Annotated in this window: 16 protein-coding genes and 1 pseudogene; 4 read left to right on the forward strand and 13 right to left on the reverse strand. The window is 34.3% G+C overall.

Annotated features, from left to right (window positions below):
- Positions 1–869: 869 nt before the first annotated feature.
- A complete protein-coding gene (locus A5N88_RS22780) occupies positions 870–1,709 on the reverse strand; it encodes a CPBP family intramembrane glutamic endopeptidase (protein ID WP_157090818.1) in 840 nt (279 codons plus the stop codon).
- 665 nt (positions 1,710–2,374) lie between these two features.
- Here A5N88_RS22780 and A5N88_RS22785 point away from each other — a divergent pair.
- Positions 2,375–3,199, forward strand: a complete 825-nt coding sequence (locus tag A5N88_RS22785; RefSeq protein ID WP_066271081.1) for an FTR1 family iron permease — start codon at positions 2,375–2,377, stop codon at positions 3,197–3,199.
- Positions 3,200–3,547: 348 nt separating this feature from the next.
- Here A5N88_RS22785 and A5N88_RS22790 read toward each other — a convergent pair whose 3' ends face one another.
- From A5N88_RS22790 to A5N88_RS22835, 11 genes and pseudogenes are all read right to left on the reverse strand, one after another.
- Entirely contained in the window at positions 3,548–4,039 is a 492-nt protein-coding gene (locus A5N88_RS22790; protein WP_066271083.1) for a hypothetical protein, read from the reverse strand.
- Positions 4,005–4,805, reverse strand: a complete 801-nt coding sequence (locus A5N88_RS22795; RefSeq protein WP_198160381.1) for a ParA family protein — start codon at positions 4,803–4,805, stop codon at positions 4,005–4,007. Before A5N88_RS22795 ends, A5N88_RS22790 begins: the two co-directional genes overlap by 35 nt.
- A 274-nt stretch (positions 4,806–5,079) precedes the next feature.
- Positions 5,080–5,535, reverse strand: coding sequence for an NUDIX hydrolase (locus A5N88_RS22800; RefSeq protein WP_066271086.1), 456 nt, complete (start codon positions 5,533–5,535; stop codon positions 5,080–5,082).
- Between the two features lie 498 nt (positions 5,536–6,033).
- Positions 6,034–7,008: a homoserine kinase gene (locus A5N88_RS22805; protein WP_066271090.1), complete on the reverse strand. Its 975-nt coding sequence runs from the start codon at positions 7,006–7,008 to the stop codon at positions 6,034–6,036.
- Between the two features lie 575 nt (positions 7,009–7,583).
- Positions 7,584–10,880, reverse strand: coding sequence for a DEAD/DEAH box helicase (locus A5N88_RS22810; RefSeq protein ID WP_066271092.1), 3,297 nt, complete (start codon positions 10,878–10,880; stop codon positions 7,584–7,586).
- A 163-nt stretch (positions 10,881–11,043) separates the two neighbouring features.
- The gene (locus tag A5N88_RS22815) at positions 11,044–11,454 is read right to left on the reverse strand and encodes a MarR family winged helix-turn-helix transcriptional regulator (protein WP_066271096.1); all 411 of its coding nucleotides are present in this window, start codon (positions 11,452–11,454) and stop codon (positions 11,044–11,046) included.
- Between the two features lie 328 nt (positions 11,455–11,782).
- A complete protein-coding gene (locus A5N88_RS25300) occupies positions 11,783–11,926 on the reverse strand; it encodes a hypothetical protein (RefSeq protein WP_157090820.1) in 144 nt (47 codons plus the stop codon).
- 959 nt (positions 11,927–12,885) lie between these two features.
- Positions 12,886–13,348, reverse strand: a pseudogene (locus A5N88_RS22820) (GNAT family N-acetyltransferase).
- Between the two features lie 485 nt (positions 13,349–13,833).
- Positions 13,834–15,027 (reverse strand): MFS transporter, encoded by a 1,194-nt coding sequence (locus A5N88_RS22825; protein WP_066271098.1) that lies wholly within the window; start codon positions 15,025–15,027, stop codon positions 13,834–13,836.
- Between the two features lie 606 nt (positions 15,028–15,633).
- Entirely contained in the window at positions 15,634–16,461 is an 828-nt protein-coding gene (locus A5N88_RS22830) for an STAS domain-containing protein (protein ID WP_066271100.1), read from the reverse strand.
- A 616-nt stretch (positions 16,462–17,077) separates the two neighbouring features.
- Complete coding sequence (locus tag A5N88_RS22835) at positions 17,078–17,641, reverse strand: MEDS domain-containing protein (protein WP_066271105.1); 564 nt, start codon at positions 17,639–17,641, stop codon at positions 17,078–17,080.
- Positions 17,642–19,110: 1,469 nt separating this feature from the next.
- On the opposite strand from A5N88_RS22835, the gene A5N88_RS22840 reads away from it, so the two are divergent.
- The 3 genes from A5N88_RS22840 (at position 19,111) to A5N88_RS22850 (ending at position 22,281) form a co-directional block, all read left to right on the forward strand.
- Positions 19,111–20,250 carry a ParM/StbA family protein gene (locus tag A5N88_RS22840; RefSeq protein WP_066271106.1) on the forward strand — a complete coding sequence of 380 codons (1,140 nt, stop codon included), beginning with the start codon at positions 19,111–19,113 and terminating at the stop codon, positions 20,248–20,250.
- A gap of 6 nt (positions 20,251–20,256) precedes the next feature.
- On the forward strand, positions 20,257–20,685 hold the full coding sequence (locus A5N88_RS22845; protein ID WP_066271110.1) for a hypothetical protein: 429 nt from the start codon (positions 20,257–20,259) through the stop codon (positions 20,683–20,685).
- A gap of 909 nt (positions 20,686–21,594) precedes the next feature.
- Positions 21,595–22,281: a hypothetical protein gene (locus tag A5N88_RS22850; RefSeq protein WP_066271113.1), complete on the forward strand. Its 687-nt coding sequence runs from the start codon at positions 21,595–21,597 to the stop codon at positions 22,279–22,281.
- A gap of 382 nt (positions 22,282–22,663) precedes the next feature.
- Here A5N88_RS22850 and A5N88_RS22855 read toward each other — a convergent pair whose 3' ends face one another.
- Positions 22,664–23,659: a DUF3231 family protein gene (locus tag A5N88_RS22855; protein ID WP_066271116.1), complete on the reverse strand. Its 996-nt coding sequence runs from the start codon at positions 23,657–23,659 to the stop codon at positions 22,664–22,666.
- Positions 23,660–23,745 lie beyond the last annotated feature (86 nt).

Consider the following 23,745-nt stretch of genomic DNA (forward strand, 5'->3'; position numbering starts at 1 on the left):
CATCTCCCATTTTTGCTTGGTTAAATAAAAAAAAGGATTCGTAATAATATCTTATCATTATAATAGCCTATCTTTATACCTTAGCTTTAAAATTTTATTTATAATGGGGTCATTTGTATCTCAATTCAAGTAAGTTAGGATTGCTTCATAGAGTTGCGATGGAACACTAGGACGGGAAAGAAGCTATGGAAAAAGCCAACAAAAAAATTATAATGGCTTTAGTTACTAGGTCTCTAACCTTTGCATCATCCCTAAAATGAAAAATTTAGCAAAGGACTTACATATGACATAAAAAGAGAAGGGGTGGAAATATTTTCAATAAATATCTATAAGGATTTTGAGTCTCAACTCTTTCAAATTATCATTGGTTTTAATGAAAGTGCGTCCATTTATGAGGATGAGAAATCTTGTATTACTTATTTTTCAGTTCCTTTCCTAATGTTATTTCAAGTAAATTGTTATTATCTTTTTTGTTAGCCACTACAAGAACGTTTTAGACTTTAGTAATAGCATTATGATTGACGTCTTTATCAATATTATTTTTGTCAATTATATCGTCATTTATATTATTGTTATCTTTGTCTTTGTTTATAACATATATGTTAATGTGTATTTGTATAACAACACAAGTAATGACATTGCATAACGTATATGTATTATTAATTTGTTTTAAGGACAAATTCTTAGAATATCAGATATGAAACATCTTTAATAAGGTATCGTTGATTTACCAGTAAATCAACAATACCTTAATAATTCAATTATTCTACCAACCCTGTATTACAAAAAAAATAGGAATATACAAAGGAATAAAAGCTAGATTTACAAGTGAAAAGAACCTAACAAAAGCTACGTGCTATCTTAAGTTTTCACATGTCACTTTCAGCGTCTGAACTAGATTTACCCAAGTTGGTTATGTTTGATTTTGGTTTGGAAACAAAGCGAAGTAATTCTGCCCCAATTACACCGCAGATCATCAAACTAATTATAGATTTCCATGAACTTTCATATGTAGGATCAATATGAGCTTTAAAATCATGGAGAGTATGTATAAAAGCTGCCCAGAAGAGCGAACCACTCCTCCAAGCTATAACTGTAAATAAGATACCCATAATGAAAACAATAATAAAAGATATCCATACTTGGTTAACAGGAACCTGTTCGATATAGAACCATTCTAGACAATGTGCAGAACTAAAGAGAAGACTTACAAGTACAGTTGCCCTTACAATGCCTAACCTGTCACGAAAGACTCTGGTAAGAACTCCACGGAACGAGTATTCTTCTGTAAATCCAGTACAAATAAGAGTAAGGAGAACAATTATGTATATCGGCTTCTGTTGTGGCGTAAAAACAAGATATAACCCAACTGTAAATATAATGAGAAAAAGTGTTCTAATCAAATCGAGTCGATAATTGGTGAGTAATATTGTTCGAAAACGATAAGGACGAACAACAATGAAGTACAAAGCGATTGGGAAAAAGGATTGACCTATCCATGTTCCGATTAAATCAATGAGATAGTTGCTCCATGTAGTATTCATATAGGTTAAAATGAATTTTTCAATGAAAGGGAATATTAATTTTAAATACGTAACATTCCAGCCGATCACTGCAATAAGGTACAACACTACAGTAATCAATAATGCTCTTGTTGATAATTTAAGTGATTGCCACAGTGTCATATTAAATTTTGAAATAACTATCACCCTTCCTTCACACCATCTGATTGAACATTTTTAAGCAAATAAGCTTCTCTTAACATCACATACACTTATATTCCACTAGGATTATCTGCAATCCTTCTTACCTGCCTTTTCGCACAACAAGAAAAAAATGCCGTAGGCTACAACTGTAATAACTGTTTCTAAATTAGCTTAACTGGTAACAAGAACGTTCGTAACTTTAGTGAAAGCAATGAGTTTGATATTTTTATCAATAATATTTTCATTATTTATATCGTCATTTATATTGCTGTTATCTTAATCTATAATATATGTGTTAATGTATATTTGTATTTCAACATAAACAACAGTATCGCATAAGGTAAATGTATTATTAATTTGTTTATTATTACTTCCTAAAAATAATTTGGCCCTAATCTTTAACACTCAGTTCAATTCTATCATTTAGTAAATCTTAAGGGTTCGGTCACAATCTATTAATTGGGAGAGTATTAATAGTGGTATGCGTCCAATCATTTTCCCCAACTTTCTTGATTTTAAGAAGAAAGTGTAAGTCTAAGCATCCTAAATAACTCTTTTAAACTTTTATTCTTGACGAAAAAATTTTATTATCGTAAAATAATCTCAAATAAATTGAGAATGATTATCATTATTGAAAAATTGTTTATTTGATAGATGGAGGTTTTTGTTTGCTAGGCTCATTTCTGATTTTTTTTCGTGAATCTTTAGAAGCATCAATGATTTGTTCTATCATGCTTGCCTATCTTAACCAAATTGGAAAGCGCAATCGTTTTAAAGATGTTTGGATTGGTATTTGGGCTGCGATAGCAGTGGCTGTAATTGGCGGAATAGTCGTCTTTTCGACACTCCGAAATTATGATGGCTCCAATCTTCAAACTAAAATTGAAGGAATTACATACTTCATTGCCTGTGGCGTTTTAACGTATATGACCTTTTGGATGAAAAAACAAGGACGAAACCTAAAAAAAGAACTGCATGCCAAAATGGATTCCGCCATTAGTACGGGTTCTATATTAGCAATTTCCTTCATTGCATTCATCACTGTTGGACGAGAGGGCTTGGAAACAGTCGTATTTATGATTGCCATTGCATTCCATACAAATCCATTAATGCTTGTTCTTGGTGCCTTATTAGGCGTAATTGTTGGGTTAATTTTGAGCTATGTGATTTATTTCATGGGCAGAACAATTAATTTGAAATATTTCTTTGATACGATGGGAACATTACTTATGCTATTTGCAGCAGGTTTATTGTCTGATGGAATTGAAAATTTTCAGGAGCTCGGATGGTTACCTTCAGAACATGCATTATGGAATACTGCTTCACTACTTAGTGAAGATAGTACATTTGGAGACATCTTACATTCCTTTTTTGGATATGCCGATAGTCCAACCCCTCTACAAATATTTTTCTATGTTGGATTTTTAGTTGTTGCTGTCTGGCTATTTTGGAGGACTGGATCAAATAAAAATCGGAAATTATTAACGAAGTAAATCTGATTATACAAAAAATCCTGTTATACATCCGTATGGAACATGATTATTGTTAAGAAGGCATGCGCTAAAATAGACATGTCTTTTTTATTTAGCTATCGCTTTCACCTCTTGATTATGGAGCCTGGGTTGATTCAACATTTAGGGGATTTTGCTGCAGGGAAGTTTGGTAATCCTCCATAAAAGGCTGAATATTGGTCGACCTCTTTTTTTTATTGGAAATACCTTACTAACAACAAAAGGGACAACCAAATCTGTTGCGATTTGTGATGTCCCTTTTGTTATGGTTTTTTATATGTTGTACTCGAAATCAGAACCCGATACCTACAGGTGATCATGTTATCACGTTTATTTAGGTTCAATTACACCATAGTCTTCTAGTAATTTTCGAATACCCATATTAATCAGTTTGGATTTATCGCCTTTTTCTCCCCTTGCAGCGATTTTGTCTACTTCAATGGCTAAATCTGGATCCATATAGAAAGAAGTAAATACTTTTTTTGTTTTCTTATTTTTCGGTTTCTTTCCTAATGCTAATTCACGTAAATAATCATCATCTTTTTTGTTATCAACTACAAGAACATCTTGGTCTTTGATAATAGTATTGAGATTGACATCTTTATTCATGATATTTTCGTCATTTATATCATTGTTATCTTTATCTTTAACAACATTGGCATTGTTGTTGTCGTTTATGACATATGTTTCGTTGTTGTCATTGCTTTTATCTTCAGGAGTATTTACTGTAGACTCACTGGTATCAGTTTCATATGAATTGAAAAATTCTTGAGTAGCATTTGCCTTTTTAATTCGATTCTTGAGGCTGCTTTTGGTTGACACGTTTTTTCAACTCCTTTACAAAGGGAATGTAATGTTCTAAAGCATTGCGTAATTCGGAATTCCCTTCAAATCCTTCTATCGCTAAACGCCTAGTGGAAGCTTTGCGTTTTATAACCGTTTTAAACTTTAATTGAGGATAATCTTCTTCAATTGCTTCTACCATCACATCATTTTCCTTCGCTCTTGAATCAATTAAGGAAAATAAAATGCCGGCAGTTTGAAGAGATGGATTATATCTTTCTTTAGCGCCTTCCACAATTTCCAAAAACTTCGGAATGGCATAATATGCAAACATCGATCCATCAAACATAACAACGGCATAAGTTCCGCCTTCGGAATATGTACTTAGTGGCAAGACTGTTTGTTCGGAAAGAGATGGAGGTGTATCGATAATAATCCAATCATAATCTTCCATTACCGGCTCTAATGCTTTTTGTAAAGCATCAAGTTTAAGCTGTTTTTCAAACATCTTTCTTGGAAGGGTAGCTAAAAAATCATTAGATGGGATTAAATCTAAATTCTTTCCGATATTAATGATGTAAGGTCTAGCATCCCCTTCCAGAATGGCCTCAAGAACTGTTTTTTCTTCAAATACATTGCATATATCATATTCATTCGTTAAAAAACTGGTTAAATTACCTTGACCATCCATGTCTATAGCCAATACCTTTTCCTTTTTGCTTAAAAGGAAAGAAGTGATACCACTGCTAGTAGACTTGGAACAACCACCTTTACTAATACCAAACGTGATGATTTTCGCTGTCAATGTATACACCTCTCTTAAATGCAAATTTGTACACTACACCTATTATTCTATCATTAATGTATAAAGATAAAAGGTCAGTATTGTTACAAATGAATTTATGTTCATGTTAAAAATAAATTTGTTTTTAACATATATGTTAATATATATAGATATTATAACAAATGTATACATCACATAGAGTAACAGTATTATATATTTCGTGTTTTTACCTACTTATGCTGAACTGGCTAGTAACACAAAAAAGAGCTTCTATATCATCGTTGAAAAAGTGCAGTTAATGGAGTTTCTCATTAAAGACCTCAGTGGGGTGGAATTTTTTATTTATCATAGCTTCAACTATTTGTCTTATTACTTTTGAGTCACGAAGTTCTTCATTTTTCATATTCTGAATTTCACTAAGGGAAATCCATTTACTATCTATAATTTCATCTTCCTCTAACTTCAGAAACCCACCTTGGATTTCAGCAATAAAATGGAATAGAATGACTTGATGATTAGAGCTACTAATAAAGTTGTATACGCCAGTTGTTTCTAAAATCTTTACATCATAACCGGTTTCTTCCTTTACTTCCCTGCAAGCTGCATTGAGAATGTCCTCTCCTTGTTCGATTCGTCCCGACGGAAAATTCCATTTATTAATGGCAGAAGGCTTATTTTCTTTTATCATCAAAACTTCATTTTCTTGCACCACTGTTACACTAACAACTAATACAATTCTGTTCTGATTCATTTTTTTCTCCCATTTTTTATTTATTTCTTATACAGCTTCTCCTTCTAATGCTCAAAATCCTCCTTACTTTCTTTTCCCTCACCCCAACAAGAAAAGACTAGAGGTTGTATGTCACTTCAACAATGATCAAAAAAAGGTTGCAACACCTGATCGTCTTAACGAAGGAATTTCTTAATTTTACTTACATCCGTAACGATTATTATTTTTTCTTTATATTTTCGCCCAATCTTCTCATAAAATGATGGTTTGAATATTCTTCAAAATAACGATTCCATTTAAACATCTTAGAAAATCAAAAGCATCCCAATTGTTAGATAGTCTCTAACAATGGGGGTGCAGTTCACTTTTGCGGTGTTTTTCTTTTAAATTAAATAGGTTTTCCTTACCCCACTAACACTCCTGTTAGTGGAGTAAGGAAATTAATTTTTTTAATAATAAATAAATATTCCGTAATACCACTTAGGCAATCCAATCAAATAAGACAAGAGACCCATTGTATTATCCGAAGAGCTCCTGATAAAAATTTTCTCTACCTAATTTATCAAGATAGTCAATTTTTCGTTTTTCAAAAAAATCATTTACCTTTCCTCTTTCAAAATACCAAATACAGTCAATTAATATTCCGAATTTCATTAAATCAAATAAATGTATTTTTTCAAATTCATTTAGAGGTCTATATTGAGAATATTCTAATACTACTTTCTTTGCTTTACTAAAATCAAAAACATCATCTTCTAAACTGAATTTATCCCAAGTATCCCAATCAAAAGTAGATTTAAACGGTTCCATCATACACACAAGGTCAAATGTTAAAAATGTATAATTGGCATCATCAAAGTCTATAAGAGCCTTAAATTCATCGTTATGAAAAAGGACATTAGAGAAATGAAAGTCAGAATGACAAATACCCTTTGGTAATGAGCTTGGAAGGGCTAGCTGATTCAGTTGATATATGTACCACTTAAGTTTTTCTTGAGAATTAAATGTATTTATCTTTTCAGCACTTTCCTTAGCTAACTTTTCACATTGTTCAACGTTGTAATTCAATCTGTACTGTGATAAATCGGATTTAAACCCTTTAGTAATATTGTGTAATTCAGCAACTTTTCTTATGAGCTGTTTTTTTTGATTATTAGTGGGATTTTCTATATGCTCACCCTCAATAAAACTAAATAGAACATAAGGCTTATCATCATAGATACCAATGAAGTGTCCATAATTATTACATAATGGAGTGGGACATGGATATTTTTTCTCTTGTAAATAGTTGATTAAATTAATTTCAAATAAAACCGATTCTTTTGTACGATTTTCATAATATCTAAAAACAAGTTTTCTGGTTGTTGTCTTAATAAAAAAATTAGTCTGTACTGTACCCTTGGTAATTGGATTAGAGAATACAAGTTCACCCAAGTTGTAATTACAAAGAATGTCTTTAAGGTTATTTGATGAAAAATTTGTTTTAACTGCCATCTCTTATTTCTCCTTATGAAAATAATATCCGTTACTATCACCTACGTTGTAAAATAAAGTTTAGTTATCTATTTTGTACAAATGACAATCAATTCATCATATCTTACTATAATGTATTTATTAGGTACATTGTAATCGAATAAAGATGATTTATTTCCCTATCCTTTATAGACATGCTTTATAAACTAACCTCCCCGTTCGTGTAATAAAAAAAGCCGCCAAAGTGACAGCTGAATGCTAAACTCGTGCATCCACTAATTAAGAAAGCAAGAATGAAAAATAAAAAGCTTATAGATGGGGCTTTACTACATTAATTTATATCTTTCTTCTTGGATATGAATTTTATCAATCCAAATCCTATCAAGGAGCATCAATTATTAATATAATAGTTGATATAACATTAGATAAATGAACTAAATATGATAGTGCTATTAAAATCACTCCTAGAGCATAAAATAATAGCATCTATTTAATTTTTGTTTTCCATTATAGACCCTTTATGGAAAGGTTAATATATTGGATACTCAATACAATTAATTATATGATTTTCCAAAATGCTTGATAAAACATTAAAATCAATCAATCATAAGAATCTCTTTGATTTCCTGCTCTGTAAGCATAGAATGCTCTTCTTGGCCTGGTTGAATAATTTCTTCAATCAGGTTTTTCTTTCTTTCTTGAAGTTCATTCATTTTTTCCTCAATCGTTCCCTTGGTAACCATTTTGATCACTTGAACGTTATGTTTTTGCCCCATCCGGTAAGCTCGATCAGTTGCCTGTTGCTCTACAGCGGGATTCCACCAAAGATCGTAAAGGATAACCGTGTCCGCTCCGGTGAGATTTAGCCCGGTACCGCCTGCTTTCAATGAAATCAGAAAGACCTGGTTTTCCCCCTGATTAAATCGTCGGCAAAGTTCAACTCTATCAGGAGATGGTGTACTTCCGTCCAAATAGAAATACGGGATTCCTCTGAGGCCAAATTCCCGTCCCATTATCCCTAACATCCTGGTAAACTGGGAAAAGATCAGCATTCTTCTTCCCGTATTGCGGCACTCCTCTACGATTTTCATAAGGTGCTCAAATTTCGCCGAGCTCCCTTTATAGCCTTCTACAAATAAGGCTGGGTGGCAGCAAAGCTGACGCAGCCGGGTTAATCCCGCAAGAATTTTTATTTGGTTTTGATGAAAGGTATCTTTGCTTAAATGCTTTAAGGTTTCGTATTTTAATTTCGACAAATAGGCTGCATATATTTTTTTTTGCTCTGTAAGCAAGTTAGAGGTATGGATCAATTCTATTTTTTCCGGCAGCTCCATTAATACCTCGCTTTTTAAGCGGCGAAGGATAAAAGGCTTGACCATCCTGGCAATCGTTTCGCGTGGAAGATCTTTAAAGGTCTTTCTCTCAGGCAAAAGTCCCGGAAACACCACATTGAAAATTGACCATAAATCATCTAAGGAATTCTCCACAGGGGTACCCGTTAACGCAAACCGGCAATTACCCTGAAGCATTTTCACTGCCTTTGCAGTTTGGGTTGACGGATTCTTAAAAGCCTGCGCCTCATCTAGAACAATAGTATGGAAAGTTTGTTTGTGGTAATTGTTACTGTCTTGACGTAACAATGGATAAGATGTAATGATGACATCTGCCTTTGAAGTATTTTTTAATATCCTATTTCTTTTCGGTTTACTGCCGTCTGCAATCACCGCTTTTATTTCCGGCGCAAATTTGTTCAGCTCATTCATCCAGTTGTATACCAAAGAAGAAGGAGTCACGACTAAGACAGGTTTCCCATTGTTTCGAATGCTGGCAAGCTCGGATAAGATGAAAGCAATGACCTGCAGTGTTTTCCCTAATCCCATATCATCCGCAAGAATGGCGCCAAACTGATATTGAAATATTGTTTTTAACCACTGAAATCCGTATTTCTGATAATTCCTCAAAACGTTATCCAAGCTCTCAGGAACAGCTGCTCTTGCTTTATTGGTACTCTGCAGGTTCGTCATAATATCTCGGTAGGATTTGCCCAAATTAACAACACTACCTTGAAAAGACAGGATTTTTTGCAGACCATGAGGAAACGGTATACGAATTTCCGCACCCTCTAAAGATTCTGTTGTGATACCCGTCGAATTCAAGAACTTGTTTATTTCTTGAAAATCCTTTGTTTCCAGTGACAGCAGGCTGCCGTTTTTTAACCTGTAATACTTCCGCTTTTCATTAAGGGAAAGCAACACGTTCCGGATTTCTCTTTCCGGGATTCCCTCCATATCAAACTCAAAAATGAGCCAGTCCGTTCTTTCATCTACTTCCACCCTCACATGGGGACGGGATTCCATTCGGACTAAACGGTCCTTCACTGCTGTAGTAGCATAAATTTCAACATGATTTTTCAACTTTGGGATAATTGAATGTAGAAAATGGTACTCCGCTTCTTCGTTATGCAGAAAGTAGCCGCTGTCTGTCTTTGAAAATAGCCCTTCTTCCATCAGCTGCATAATTTCCTGTTCCTTCGCACCATTTCGTTTGAACAATGGATGGGAATCGGCCTGAAGACTTTCTTCTAAAGGGTTCATAATCAGATTTCCATAATGAAATTCCAACCCTGCAAGCAGCCGGTTCTTCACTCTATCTAAATAAAGTTTTCCTTTAAAAGAAGTATGCCCCATGCTGCCGGAAAGGCCTTCAGAAATTCGTACATGGCCCAGTTTCATAAAACCTGCCATGACGCTTTCTGTGAAGTGCTCCATTTCTTCCAGAGAAATCTCTAACCGATAGGTACCGGAAGTTTCCAGCAGCTTTTTTAAATCCAGGAGCCGTTTGCAGTCTGCGGCGGAAAGCTTATAAAGCTTATTTTCAAAAAGAACTGTGTCATACGCTCTCATGATTGTAATCTGATCAACGTTTTTCACGTGTAGTTGACAGCTTCCCGCCCTCCCCTCTTTAAAGCAAAACTCCAAAGGCATGGTCTCATTTGATTGCTTTATTCCTCCGTATTCATTTCTGCCATGGATCATTCTTACTCGAGGTGCATCTAAAAGCAACGGAAGAATCGTTGCCCATGCGGAGGGAGGAATTAAGATCCATATATCATTCAACATACCAACCCTGCTGGAATCAAATACTAGAGTATCTAAAAACATATTTTCACTATTGATAAGATGAATTAATTGATTGAAAACGTTCGTAGTTTCCTGGCTGAACCGGTGAAGATTGGGTTGATATGTAACGTTTTTAGCGAGTGTAAAAGGTTTTCTCTGTTCAACATGTTTGAGGAATTCATTTACATTGCGAACAATGGAATCGCCTACTTTTATCTCGATTCCAAATAGAACGTTTTCTTTTGAAAAGGTAATCGTTCTGCAGGTAAATTCAGTATTTAACAGCGTTCGGTCATCCACACTGTATTGATGGCTGATTGGAGTCACCGGTTGATCTTGAAATAGCCGAAGAATTTCTCTCGCCAGCTGACCATTTCCTTTTATTGCAGGAGTTTGTTTTGACTGCAGTATGGGCTTCTCCTTTCCTTCTTTTGCGGATTTAGGAGGGATTTTTCCATTAGAAAGCAAAACTGTTTTCGGTATTCCGTTCACTTGAAAATCATGGAGTCCTATCAGAACAGCTGCAACATGCTGACAATAATGTGGGACGGAAGGCAATTGTGGACAAGTGCATGAGGCGCTTATGTTGTTTTGCACCTTTTCAATACTGACATGAAAGGTATATTGCCCTTTGACACTGGCTTCGACAGTAGGACTACTTGGATGGTACCCTTTGAACGTAACCTTTCCTTCTGCATAGCGCTTTTTTCCCTTCTTATGAGAAACTTCACCACAAATGTCTTTTATTTTTTTTGAATTCAAAAAGTAATTCATCCACATATACTCCTGTCTTATCCATTACTGAAAAGCTCAAGTTCGTACGTTAAGCAAATATAAAAAATTGCTTTAAGAACGTGAAGAGATTGCGAGTTTTTCAATCCCGTAACCTCATTTTTAGTTTTGCGTGCGCACGCACATGAATATATCAACCACTCCGTTATCTGTCAAGCAGTCTGGAGAGAAAGCCGCTCATTTGATCTTTTTCTTCGTTAAAAACTTGGCTGATGATAGCGGTGATTTCAGGCAAGGTTTCTTGATAATCACGTCTCCCCTGATCCGTTAATTTCACAACCGTGCTTCTTTTGTCTGTGTCATGAGAACCGCGCTCAACCGTATGGCAGGTTTCCAGTCGTGCAACAAGCCGCGATACTGCACTATGGCTTAAGTTAACGGTATTGCTCAGATAATGAATCGTAAATCCTTCATCTTTATCCTCATTCAAAACGGTTATAACGGCAAATTCACTGATTGTTAGATTATAACGGGATTTTAGATGTTTCTCGAGCCGCTGATTTAATGTATCGTGTATTTTATTAAAGTTCATCCAAGTTTGTATCTTATCTTCCAAGTTCATATACCACCTAACATTTTTTCTATAACAAATTTTATCACAAAATAACATAATCTTTATGTAAAACTAGTTTTGTATCATAAATGATTGTATTGAAATTAATTGGATTTGAAAGCATATGAATTAATTCTTATGGTAGCGACATAAGAAAAAAGCTGCCTAAATGACAGCCTGCTCTTTACCTCTTACACCCAATTGTATTTAAATGAATTTTCCCGATTATCGGGCAAGAGTGCAAAAAGATTTCCATTAGAAAAAAATATTTTACCATAAAAGAATAGTTGATAAGGAAATAATAAATCGAAGTGATTTAACGTTTCCAATCTTAATGGATACGAATGGTTTCATAAATGTCTTGGTCATAGCGAACTCTTGTATGTTTAGCTTCTAGGTGTTCAAATTCTTTGATTTCATTTGTTGACTTGGTAATCCACCAGTTTTTTAGTTCCCCCAAAATAAAACCTAACATTCATTCATACCCCCAAAGTGAGCAATCTTTTAACAGTTACATTATATAAGCGATTTTTTAAGTTCTAATCGATTTTATGTAAAGGTTTAGTAAGTTTTATCCCTCTGATTGAGTAAAAATAGTTTCTTTTTTATTAACATACAAAATCTTAATATTAAAAAGGCAATTTGTTAACAAGGCTTTGCTAATATATGTTAGCAGGGACAGCAGGTGTAGCTATCATGGTATTGTCGTAGGTAAAACCTGTCTAGCAGAAAAATTTTATTTCTGTATTAAAAAAGATGTGTACGTGAAAAATCCAAAATTGTTCAATTATATGGTTTTAAAATACACCAAAAGGGGTCTCTTGTATGTTTATTAATTTGGGTTTAGTTGTGTTATATATCATATCTGTCTTAAACTATTTACGATATAGAAATAAGAAAGAAAAGGTTGACGATTTACTTAGTAGTGTTTATGAAAAAATTTCCTAATTAATTACATATATCCAATCTACTTGAATTATTTAAATAACCTTCCTCAGAAAAAAAGCATTACCGTTGTTACAGTAATGCTCATTTAGGGAATATCAAAATAATTTTAGCCTTAAAATCAATTGATATTCCTTTCACTACCCTGTCCTTTTATCTAGCCATAGTAGCCTTTCCTGCTATTAAAAACGATCATGTGCAGAAAACATTAAAAATGACGGACTGGCTTAATAAAATATAGAACACTGAAGTAACTGTTTTTATTTCTGCTAGAAATGTTGAAAAAGTGCCAAAGCCAATGATTTTTTTTAAAAGGGATTGTTTGGTACTAAAGGGGTTTAGTTTTGAAGGGCTTATCTAAATTTTTGTTTCGAAATGACAGCTATATTTTTTGACATCGTTAATGGCATATAAAAATAAAAACTTGCCACAGTATGGGCAAGTTTTATTTATTAGAATATGAAACTAAAACACTTGAAGAATAAGGAACTACTCCAATTTCATTTTTAATCCCTCGTGAGTTGCTTTAAAACCTAACCATTCATAAAAGCGTAAAGCATCGATTCTTTGTTTATCTGTTGTGAGTTGTACCAAGTGACAACCACGGTCTTTTGCACGATGAATTGCCCATCTAATTAGTTCTGTTCCTATTCCAAAACCACGCTTAGAGGAGGCAGTTCTAACGCCTTCAATAGTAGCCCTCCATCCACCTTGATATGTTAAGTAAGGTGTGTATGTTATTTGTTGAACCCTGACCAATTCATCAGCTTGATAAGCTACTACCAATTCATTGTTAGGGTCAGAGGTTATAGCCTTAAATGCCACTATATCACTTTCTGGAAGTTGTTTCATAACGTTCGCGCCTACTTCCCAATTCATCGTCAGCGAGCATTTCAACTATTTTATCCAAATCTAGTTCAGTAGCCATTCTAAAGTTAATTTTTGGCATCATAAAACGCCCTCCTTATAGTTTTCATACTAGGTTATAAAAAATGATAAGAAAATGATTTATTTTTTATATTATGTAATAAGAGTTTCTTATCAACACTTTTTATTTTTGAAAAACAGTCTCCCAAACTCTGCTTAAAATTAATATCTTCTAATTATATATTCCTTCTTTAGTTACCCTGCCCCTCTAGAGTTGCATACTATTGGCAAATCAAAAGACAATGTAAATGACAGCAAAATATCACAAGAAAAGGAATCCATTTTGAAGTAGAAAAGGATTAGGAATGTTTAAAGGAAAAAGGCAGAAAAATGCTTGCTTTAAGGCCAAAATCAAATAAAGTTTTAATTAACTTCTTGTCGACTCAAATTTTGAAATAGTATCGGTCAAGGCTACGCTCGTTTTTACCGAATAACCTTGTAAAGGTGTAATAAACAATCGTTATCACAGAGTAAGATTTTTTTCGAAAGATAAAGCGAAGATTCCCTTTTTTAAAGTACCCTCTTTTTCCTCTCGGTTATTAGTAAATAGACAATGCCGATAAAGGCTAAAAAGGCTAAAGACGATGCAAAAAACGGCAGTGCTGCCAAACCGAAATGCACAATGACAACTCCCCCCATCGAGGCTCCAAGCGCATTTCCAATGTTTAAAGCAGAATGGTTAGATACTGCTGCAAGAGTCGGTGAATCTCCTGCCAAAAGCATGGTCCTTAGTTGGATGCCCGGCAGCATGGCAAATGCTGCTACCCCCCATATAAAAACAAAAGGAATTACAAGGAGGGATGTTTTTAAGATAAGGGCCATTCCTGCCAGTATGATGGCTAATAAGAGGAAGTTGACCATTATATAAGGGAGCAGCTTCCAATCTGATAGGCGGCCGCCAATTATATTACCAATTGTCACACCCACACCAAAAATGATTAATATCCATGTGATATGGCCCTCTTTAAATCCGGATACGGATTGAAGAATGGGAGTGATGTAGGTGAACAACGAAAACAAACTTGCACATCCCAAAAGCCCAACAAATAGATTAAACAGAACCTTGGGATTGACTACACCTTTTATCTCCTTCATCACGTTAGAGGCCTTGTCTTCTTGAATGACGGGTATGTAGCCATAGATTCCCAATAGCGAAATAACTCCTAAAAAAGTAATCACTCCAAATGAAGCTCGCCAGCCAAAAATTTGACCAATAAACGTCCCAAAGGGCACCCCTATAATATTAGCAATGGTTAAGCCGGCCAGTACAAGAGAGACAGCACTCCCTTTTCTCTCCGGACTTACAAGCTTCATAGCGATCAAGGACCCGACGCCTAAAAATGTTCCGTGGGCCAGAGCTGTTATCAGCCGTGCGATAATTAACATGCCATAATTAGGCGCAATCATGGAAAAGGCATTGCCTAAAGTAAATATCACCATAAACAGTATGAGCAGCTTCTTTTTTGGTAATGAATGTGTGGCAATGGTTAACAACGGCGCTCCAACGGCTACTCCGAGCGCATAGCTGGTAATAATTTGACCTGCTGTTGGAATGGAAACATGCAAATCATGAGCGACGTTCGGCAATAGGCCCATCACGATAAATTCTGTCATGCCAATAGCAAAAGCACCAATTGTCAGCCAAATCAGTGAAATAGGTAGTTTCTCTTTCTTTTCTAGTGCGTGTTGAACTGAATTTTCCATTATTTCCTCCTTTATTCATTCCGATAGTTGAAAATAGTTTTCTTTTGGAGACAACAAATAATAAAATCATGGCTATTATAATATAGTTGGAAGAAAGAAAATGGAAAAAATGCTTGGAAGTAAAAAAATCCCCATAAAATAACGGGTACTTTTGAATTGAAAACACTTCTAATCTCTAGACTATCTATTGTTCTGAACATATTCAATTAAACATAAACTGCTGCCATATAGGAATTATCTCGGGGCGAAATGTAGAAAACCCTTCTTGCACTCTCTGCTCTTTCTTGACACAAGAATAGGGTATTTACAGCAAACAACCCTAAATGAAGCCACTATACAGTTCCTAACATATAAAAATTTGCCATCCATTTCATATTTGATTTGTTTCATTCCGTTCTTAATATAAAAAGCTTTAGCGTGATTGTTGGTTGAAGAAACGTGGAGATGATTTTTATTACTTTCGTCTTCTAGAATCAGTACCTTACCCTGTAAGACATAAGAAAAAAGCTGCAAACAACTGCAGCCTTTCATTCTCTTTTGTAAGAGTGTTGTTTAAAATATTTCTTTACAAACTTTGTTAATTAAAACCGATTTCAGATTCTTCTATCACTGTGTTAACGCTTGTTGCACTGTAGCGAAAATTTTTAAGGAAGAAAAGTCAATACCAGCATTTACAATTCTTGTTGCTAAATCAGGTCTAATACCAGTATATATAGTATTTACTCCTAATAATATTAATGTGTCATAAATATTAAAAATTCTACTAGCAACTTCGTCATTAATATTAACTAATCCTGAAAAATCAATAATAAGACAATTAATATTAAGCTCTCTAATCTTAGGTATTACGTTATTCAAAATATGATTACTTTTATCACAATCAAACTCTCCCACTAAAGGCAGAATAGCCGTACCATTTTGTATTGGCACAATTGGAGATGATAACTCAATTATTACTTTTTTGTTTTCTTTAATCTTTTTACTTGATATTTTTTCTCTTTCAATAATTGTTTGGGTAATGCTTATATCCATAAGATAACAGATACGATTATTTACAAAAACAACTTCTTCGGTAGTTAGACCTTGTTTGATTGCTAATTTCGTAATCATTTCCATCAAACGAAGCCTACTTTCAGCATAAGGCTTTATTAAGGTCGCGATGTCACTAAGTGACTCAAATTGTTCTTTATCTTGCTGAGATTGCTCTTGATATTTTTTGAGCCAATTTTCAAATTTTGCTGCGACTTCTTCATCGGTTAAACTCATCGTGTTCCCTAAGAACTCTAGGAAGTCACGATTTGTGGCTATTGACCGTTCAATAATCTCCACTGGTAAATCGATTTCCAATTTCCCTATATTAAAACTAACGATTTCTTTGCTTATTGATTGAGCATTATTAATTAAAAATTGGGCGAATTTTTTAATCGAATCCACTATTTTCTCCTCCGTATACTACTATACTTCTCTACTTATTTTGATCCTAGTCTAATTGAACTAACCTCCGTTAGAATTCAATAGAAAAGGAGTTACTCGTTTGCCTCTAGTTTTCTCTAACGGTCAATCAAATCTTTCTTTAAATAGTAATGATAATATCTTTTCTCGACATAATCCCAAGTCTCATTCATTCAGACCATGGGAGCTGCTATACACACCTGACTTTCAAAAACGTGTGAAGAAACTGGGAATGTGGCGGGAACGGTTGGGACACGCACCGATGGGTCTTTCTTTGGTAACTTTAAAGACGAGTCAAATATAAATCATATCAAAAGTTAGCTTAATTGAGACGTAAGACAGACTAGTATATACCGTATAATAATCATCTCAGGTATCAATGAAACTAAAAAAAAGATGCCCTCTGTTTAATTCAGAGATCACCTTCGTAAAGCTAGAGGTGTTATTTTAACCTCACGAATTGTTGGCCTCTTCAAATGGGTGCTGCTGCAAAAAAAAGCGGTGTCCATATCTTCCATTATTGCTAGCGTGTATTTTAAAAAGACATATATGGCCATGTTTTTTATTCATCAAGCTTCTCCTGAAGAGGTTTCGGTCTTTATGGATTCATTTGATATAACTCCGAAATGATAATCTCATCATCTTTCATGATATACTCATGACATTTCATTAGGGAAGTTTTAAGAGATTCAGGTACTCTTTCCTCATCGTAGGCACAAACCAAATATAATTTTTGATCCTGAACGATTTTGTCAGCTTCATTTTCAAACTCTTCCAAAATGGTTAAAATTCCTTCCTGTTCGCTCCATTCTACATGTGCCCATATTCTGAATGGGATATGCTGGTCATAAAAAGGCTTTAGGGTTTTGGAAAGATGATCAAAAATGACAGCAGGCTGAAAACTGCCAGTAGAACAATAATAATCAAAGTTATTAACCGTATGGATATATGATTGCTGATCCTTTGTTATATGTCCTTCTAACGCTTTAAATATATGGGGAATTAACTTTTCACTTTCAATTATTAAAATGTGCTGGCCTTGATGGATACCTGAAATAATATATGAAACTGTATTTTTTATATAGGTTTGTAAATGAGTAATATTATAATAAATATGTACACTCTCGTTTTCCTTTATTAATTGATCAAAATTAAATTTCACTTGACCACAGCACTCCTCAATTTTTGATAAAAAATAGTGAACTTCCTTTACTGTTTATGTCTTTATTTTAATGGCAGTTTCTTTTTCAATCAAGAAATTGCCTATTAAATTGCAAGAAGTTTGGGTTTACACGTTTTAAAGTAATTCATGTTGCTTTCTCATATATGAATTTAATATGAATTTAAGTGAGTATTCAATGTGTGCCCATTTAATTCCAAATTCAACCTCTTTGTTGGACGGTAATCTACAAGACAAAATTGTTTCAGTTTTGTATTTCACTCCTTGTCGCGTAAGCCATTCGTGAAGCGGAAGAATTGCCACTTCAAGTATACTAATGGTTATTGTTGTAGAACTTTTTCTGTAATGCACCTTTTTTTGAACGATTTACTATACCAATACCACATTTCTTTAATAAAAATAGCCTATATAAAAAATAAGGACATTTTAATCACAGACGATGCCTCCATTCTTCCTTCCGTCCACTAGCGCAAAGAATTAGTTAGTTTTCGGTTAGAAAATAATGAAGAATTCCTCATGTGAAAAGCATAGAGTTGTAGAATATAAGTAAAGTGTAGAATACATGTGGGAGAGAGAATTTAAAAGAGTTATCTTTATATCAACTATCAATTTTACTCTATATAAAGATAGCGAAACTTCCAGGCAATCCAGCATGTGTACGCCCAAGGGTAAATTTATTTTATTTAATTTATAGCAGTAAATGCTGTTTTAATGTCTTGTCCCTTTTATCTTCAATCAGTAGGCATATGGATGATTACCCCTGCCTATAGTTATTTAAATTTTAAAACCGTCCATTCTCCCACTTCTTGAAAAACCATTTTTTTGTAAAATAAGCATGCACCAGGACTTGTATATAAAAGATAAATGTTTTCCCCTCCATAAATGACTTCTCTGCATAGCTTATCCACCACATGTGCTCCATATAGGATAAGTATCCACCCCTGCAAAATGGCTGTTTTCTTTCTATTTTTGTGGAAGCTGTAGAGGTCATAACCCTATTTACTTCAGTATAAAAGGTTCTAGTTACGGTTGTACCTACTAACTCCATTTGCTTGATAATAAATTACTTTCTAATTAGATACATAGAAAACAAGCTAGTTATAAGAATTAAATCATTCTCTTGAGATGAACTTCTTTTGTGTGTGTTGCTTTTGAAGATGGCAAACTTCCATTAATGTTCTCCTTCCTTTTTCTACACTATACTTCTAAGCGACCATTTTCCAATTGATCTTGAGAAAGCATTCATCAACTCCTTTCATCAAATAGAACAGCCGTCTTCTTTTTTGGATCTACTCTTTTTACTCTCCAAATGCTTTTAGATTCTATGGTTTGTTATGAAAAGTATAAAAGCATGCAAATTGCATACAAAACTTGACTATTGCATGCAATTTGCATACAATATACTAAACTACTAAATTATACTAGTTATTCCAAGGAGGAATTAATCAAAAATGGCTAGATTTGTATCAATCGATATTGGAAACGATGCGGTAAAAGGTTATTTAGGAACCATTGAAAACCAAGTGTACATACCGAATGTCATAGCCACAGCGAATGACCGTGAGATTGTTGAAATGGAAAAGAACATATTAAACGCTCTACATGTAGAGATAACATCCTCTGCTTTAAAGGCTAAAAATGGCTGTTTTGCTGTAGGAAAACTGGCTTCCAAATATCCTAACAATGATGAATTAACACCTGATCAGGATAAAGCGGAAAGCGATCAACCCATTGTCATGCTTTTAACAACATTGGCTTACGATGCAGTCAACAATTTCAAGGAAGAAGATGGCGTAATCGAGGCTACATATTATCTATCAACTGGGCTACCCCTTGATGAAACGAAGCATGGAAAAGCAAAAGATTTTCGAAAAAAGCTTAAAACTTCTCAGCATGAAGTGAAATTCTTAAAAACTCCTTCACTAGAAGGCAAAGTCGTTCACATTAAATTTGAACAGGTTCTTGTGAATACAGAAGGTTTTGCGGCTTTTGTAGACCTTACTACCAATAATGATGGTTCAACGAAAAATGAAGAATTAATGGGAAAAACGATTCTCATCAACGATATTGGCGGTCTTTCAACGGATTCTGCCGTCATTACAGCTGAATCTGAAGTAGACAATGAATTCAGTAACGGTATTAAACGGGGCGTTTCTACTTATTTGGATAACATCATTCGTAAAGTATATTCTAAATACAAGTACACCATTAAAAGCCGCAGGACACTTGTAGAAATCATTACAAATGAACAACCAGATGAACAGTATCACATTTGGGTGGATGGAAATCGTGTTTCCATTAAAGATATTATTGATGAAGAACTAACAGTGTTGGCAAAAGAAGAATACAAGCTAATTAAGGACATATGGAGAAACGTGCCGGATATCCGATTGAGCTATCAAATTGGTGGCGGATCCCTTGTATTAAAACCGTATTTAACAGAGATTAATCATGCGGATAAGAACTATCCTCTTCGTTTTGTGTCTGAAGAAGACAGCATTTGGATGATTGCACGGGCATATTTTAAGATTTTACTGATGTACTTACAAAGCAAAGGAATTTCCACTGAAGCAGCTGCGGCTAAAGAGTGATGAATAATGGAACAATTTGGGCCAGGAAAAACCATCTCTTTTCGACTGCCATCCGATACTCCTACTCATGTCAGTGACTATCTTATAAAGAGAAAGCATGACTTAGGAAGAAAATTCAGCGGTGAAATGGCTCCCCTTTTTGTCGATGCCGTTTCAAAAAAAGCTCTAGGGAAAGACTTTAAAGACGAACTTACTATATCTATCCCTACTGGTTTAACGTCACAACAAAAAGAATGGTTGTCTCACCCTCATACCCGTGCGTTAATTTCGCAACTCTTGTATCAAGTTGTCACAAAGCCTGAGGTGGGATTTGAATTTAAACCATCTTCTGCTTCCGAACCGAAACAAGAAGAAACTGCTGGTTTTAAAACCAACAGTATGATTCAACGCTTTGCTGAAAAAACCTTTTTAAACTTTGATGAAGACGATGACTAACTCCATCTTTGATGGAGTTTTTCTTTTTGTTCCCCCTTTTTGTGTAATACAAGGATAGTATAGTATACAAGTGGTCAACTAGTAATATCTATAGATGTGCCCTCCTTCCCTTTTTCGATAAAACCTTCACTCGACAGTGAATTTCTTCTATAATTGTAGTATCCTTATGTACTCTACTAGTAGATTCATCTATGCTTGTAGTCTATAATGGCATTCATAGCCGGACAACCATGCCAGTGGAATCCCTTTTGAGAGTTTCATTTTTTTGATTTGTAGACCACATGTTATATGGAATCAATTTGTAGACAACACTCTGTAGACCATAATTGCAGAATACTCTATTTGTACAAAACAATTAGATTCAGAATATGTGATTTAACTCACAATGTTTAAGGAAGTGTAGACTATATGTTGAATGTGATTCATTTGTAGAGTACAATCTGTATTCCATATGTATACGCCTAACAATAAATACTCCACACAACAATTCGAAAATCTGTTTAATTGATTTTATAATAGAAGGATATTATAAAATTGTGGTGTATATGTAGTGTGGGGACCATTTGTAGAGTTGAATTTGTGCTGTTTGAAGAAAAAATCGATAATGCACGTGGAGGATAAACTAATATCCTTTGTATTGTGGTTCATTTGTGATCTACACAATCTATGTAGACAACAAATGTAAGAGTGGATTGATTAGACATAGAAGGGAATCCTATGATAAGGTTCCTAAAAAGACGGGCAATTAAGTAGTTTATTAAACTACTAAAATTATAAATCAAAGGTTTAATTGAATTAGTTATAGCTATTATAAGGGGATTTGTTGGGTGTGGTTCATTTGTATTCCACATAACCCTTATATAGTACAAAGAATGCAGCTCAACAATCGATACTAAGAGGAGGATCTTTATGGAAGAACAGCATTTTTGGAAGATAGGCGACTTTATTGAAGTGATAAAGTCGAAGCTTGATAATCAAAGCATGCATAGTAACACTGTAGATGGCTGGTTTAAGCGTCTGGAAACAGAAAGAGTTCATTACATAAACCGAACACTTGAAACCAATGAAAAGATTTATGATGATTTGGATTTAAAAATAGCTTTGTTCATTAAAAAGAGAAGGGAAGAGAAATGGTCGTTATCTTCCATAATGGAGGATTTACCTAATTTTATTGATGTAAGACCGTTTCCTTTGGAGGATATTGCCACGAAGCAGACACCGAGTTTGGACAATATCGAGCTGTTGAAGAAACAAATAACTGATGAGGTCAGAAAAACATACGAGGAAATGGCTGCAGCCAACCTGGAAGAATTGAAATATCAATATGAACAATTGCTCCTAAATTTGCCTAAATTGCCGACACCTATAGAGCAAAAAGAACAACGGTTTCAAGAACTTGTGAGTAGAAAAAGGGTGGAAAGTAAGCTGGAAGATGAGGCCTTGAAAAAATGGGAGTCGTTACCTGAATCTGAACGCCTGAAAAAAGCTGGCCTTTTTAGAAAAGAAGTGGATGTAGACAAAAAAACTCAGTTTATTAGGCAGTATGTAAATGAACATTTTGAAGTGCGACTGCGAGAAGAGATGGGGCTAAATTAATCAATTCTGACAACTTGCTATGTTAGAAATGAGTACCATTCTAGTGGAAAAACTGTAACTGAATTGGAATGCATATATCCAACGATTTCAGTTTGGAGTGCGACCTCTGATCCTGTTGCGAACGACTTATCTTTATGCCTATCAACAATCACTTTACCTGTATTCTCTAATGGCATATTTGCTTCTTTAACTAATGTTTCGAAGAATGATAATATCACGCTCGAGATACAGGCTGTATCCTTGGTCGCTCTTACTGAACGAGTAGCCCAAATAGTATAAAAGAAAACTGCAACGAAACTTAATTACTTATAGAGAACACATCAAAGAGATTCTTATTCAGAGTCTCTTTGATCTTAATTTTTAACCAATATGCAAAGATGATTTAGGATAATTCTTTACGATCATCCGCCAGGGGTAAACTTTCTATCCATCCTTTTTTTAACATCAATTTACCGAAAAATGAAATTATTTTTAAATCCCTAATAATTGCCGCATCACAATGTCCAATTATATCTATTCTCATGCTTGTAACCATAGCTGACGCATAATATGTTGATGCTAAATGGAATAAAAATCCTATATGAAATGTCATAAGTTTTTCTGAAAATGGTGCAACGTTAGAATTAGTGTACTCGCCATCTAATAAATTAGGCGTATGAAGATTCTCCTCCGCAAGTACAGAAGTAAAAACATCAATATTTTTACTAATTGCCTTTAAGCAATGATCCAAAAATTCATGAATCTCACTGTCGTGAATAACTTGTTTAAATCCATTGATGAGGGTTTTGGTTACAATGCTCTTTTTTAAATTAAAATAGATATTTCCCGTTTCCATTGAATTCAAAGGTCTTTTATTCCCGAATATCTCCAAAAAATACTTCATTTCTGTAATGGGTTTGCTCTTGTTTTCCGTTGAAAAATATGGGGATCGCTGATAAATGTCTTTAGATAACAGGATATCGATCGATTTATTGTAAAGATCCATCGTATCATTAATGCATTCATAAAAATGATCTCTTATATCTTTTCTGGCAGCTACACTAAAAGAAAGAGTATATCCAGCTAAGCCGTGCATGGTCATATCATGTATATAAATTAGCCAAAACTTTGCTGTAAATAAAGGAGGAGCATTTAGGTTTACATCTTCCTCGGTAAATCCTTGTGGAAGCTCTAATTTTTCTGATTCAAAAATACTTTCTATTTTTTTTATATGCTTATTAGATAGCCCTAATGTAAATTTAAAAAGAGAGATGGTCTCGGGATCTTTACTGGTTGCTATCACATGCTTACTAATGCAAGTTGACATAGTAGTTTGAATATATTGAGTCCATAATCCTGTAATTTCTGAAGATGTCAATCTAATTTCCTTGTTCTTCAAAAGACGCTACCTCCCTGTTATTCAAGCTTTTTTGTTATTATGTTCCCAAACGTTTTTATTATTAGCGTCAATTACTAAATAGAAAA

This window comes from Heyndrickxia acidicola, from assembly GCF_001636425.1.
Classification (GTDB): domain Bacteria; phylum Bacillota; class Bacilli; order Bacillales; family Bacillaceae_C; genus Bacillus_AE; species Bacillus_AE acidicola.

Excerpts from the sequence above, each read along its gene's own strand:
- A5N88_RS22800 (WP_066271086.1), bottom strand. The coding sequence starts at position 5,535 with ATGAATCAGAACAGAATTGTATTAGTTGTTAGTGTAACAGTGGTGCAA.
- A5N88_RS22805 (WP_066271090.1), bottom strand. The coding sequence starts at position 7,008 with ATGGCAGTTAAAACAAATTTTTCATCAAATAACCTTAAAGACATTCTT.
- A5N88_RS22810 (WP_066271092.1), bottom strand. The coding sequence starts at position 10,880 with ATGAATTACTTTTTGAATTCAAAAAAAATAAAAGACATTTGTGGTGAA.
- A5N88_RS25300 (WP_157090820.1), bottom strand. The coding sequence starts at position 11,926 with ATGTTAGGTTTTATTTTGGGGGAACTAAAAAACTGGTGGATTACCAAG.
- A5N88_RS22825 (WP_066271098.1), bottom strand. The coding sequence starts at position 15,027 with ATGGAAAATTCAGTTCAACACGCACTAGAAAAGAAAGAGAAACTACCT.
- A5N88_RS22840 (WP_066271106.1), top strand. The coding sequence starts at position 19,111 with ATGGCTAGATTTGTATCAATCGATATTGGAAACGATGCGGTAAAAGGT.
- A5N88_RS22845 (WP_066271110.1), top strand. The coding sequence starts at position 20,257 with ATGGAACAATTTGGGCCAGGAAAAACCATCTCTTTTCGACTGCCATCC.
- A5N88_RS22850 (WP_066271113.1), top strand. The coding sequence starts at position 21,595 with ATGGAAGAACAGCATTTTTGGAAGATAGGCGACTTTATTGAAGTGATA.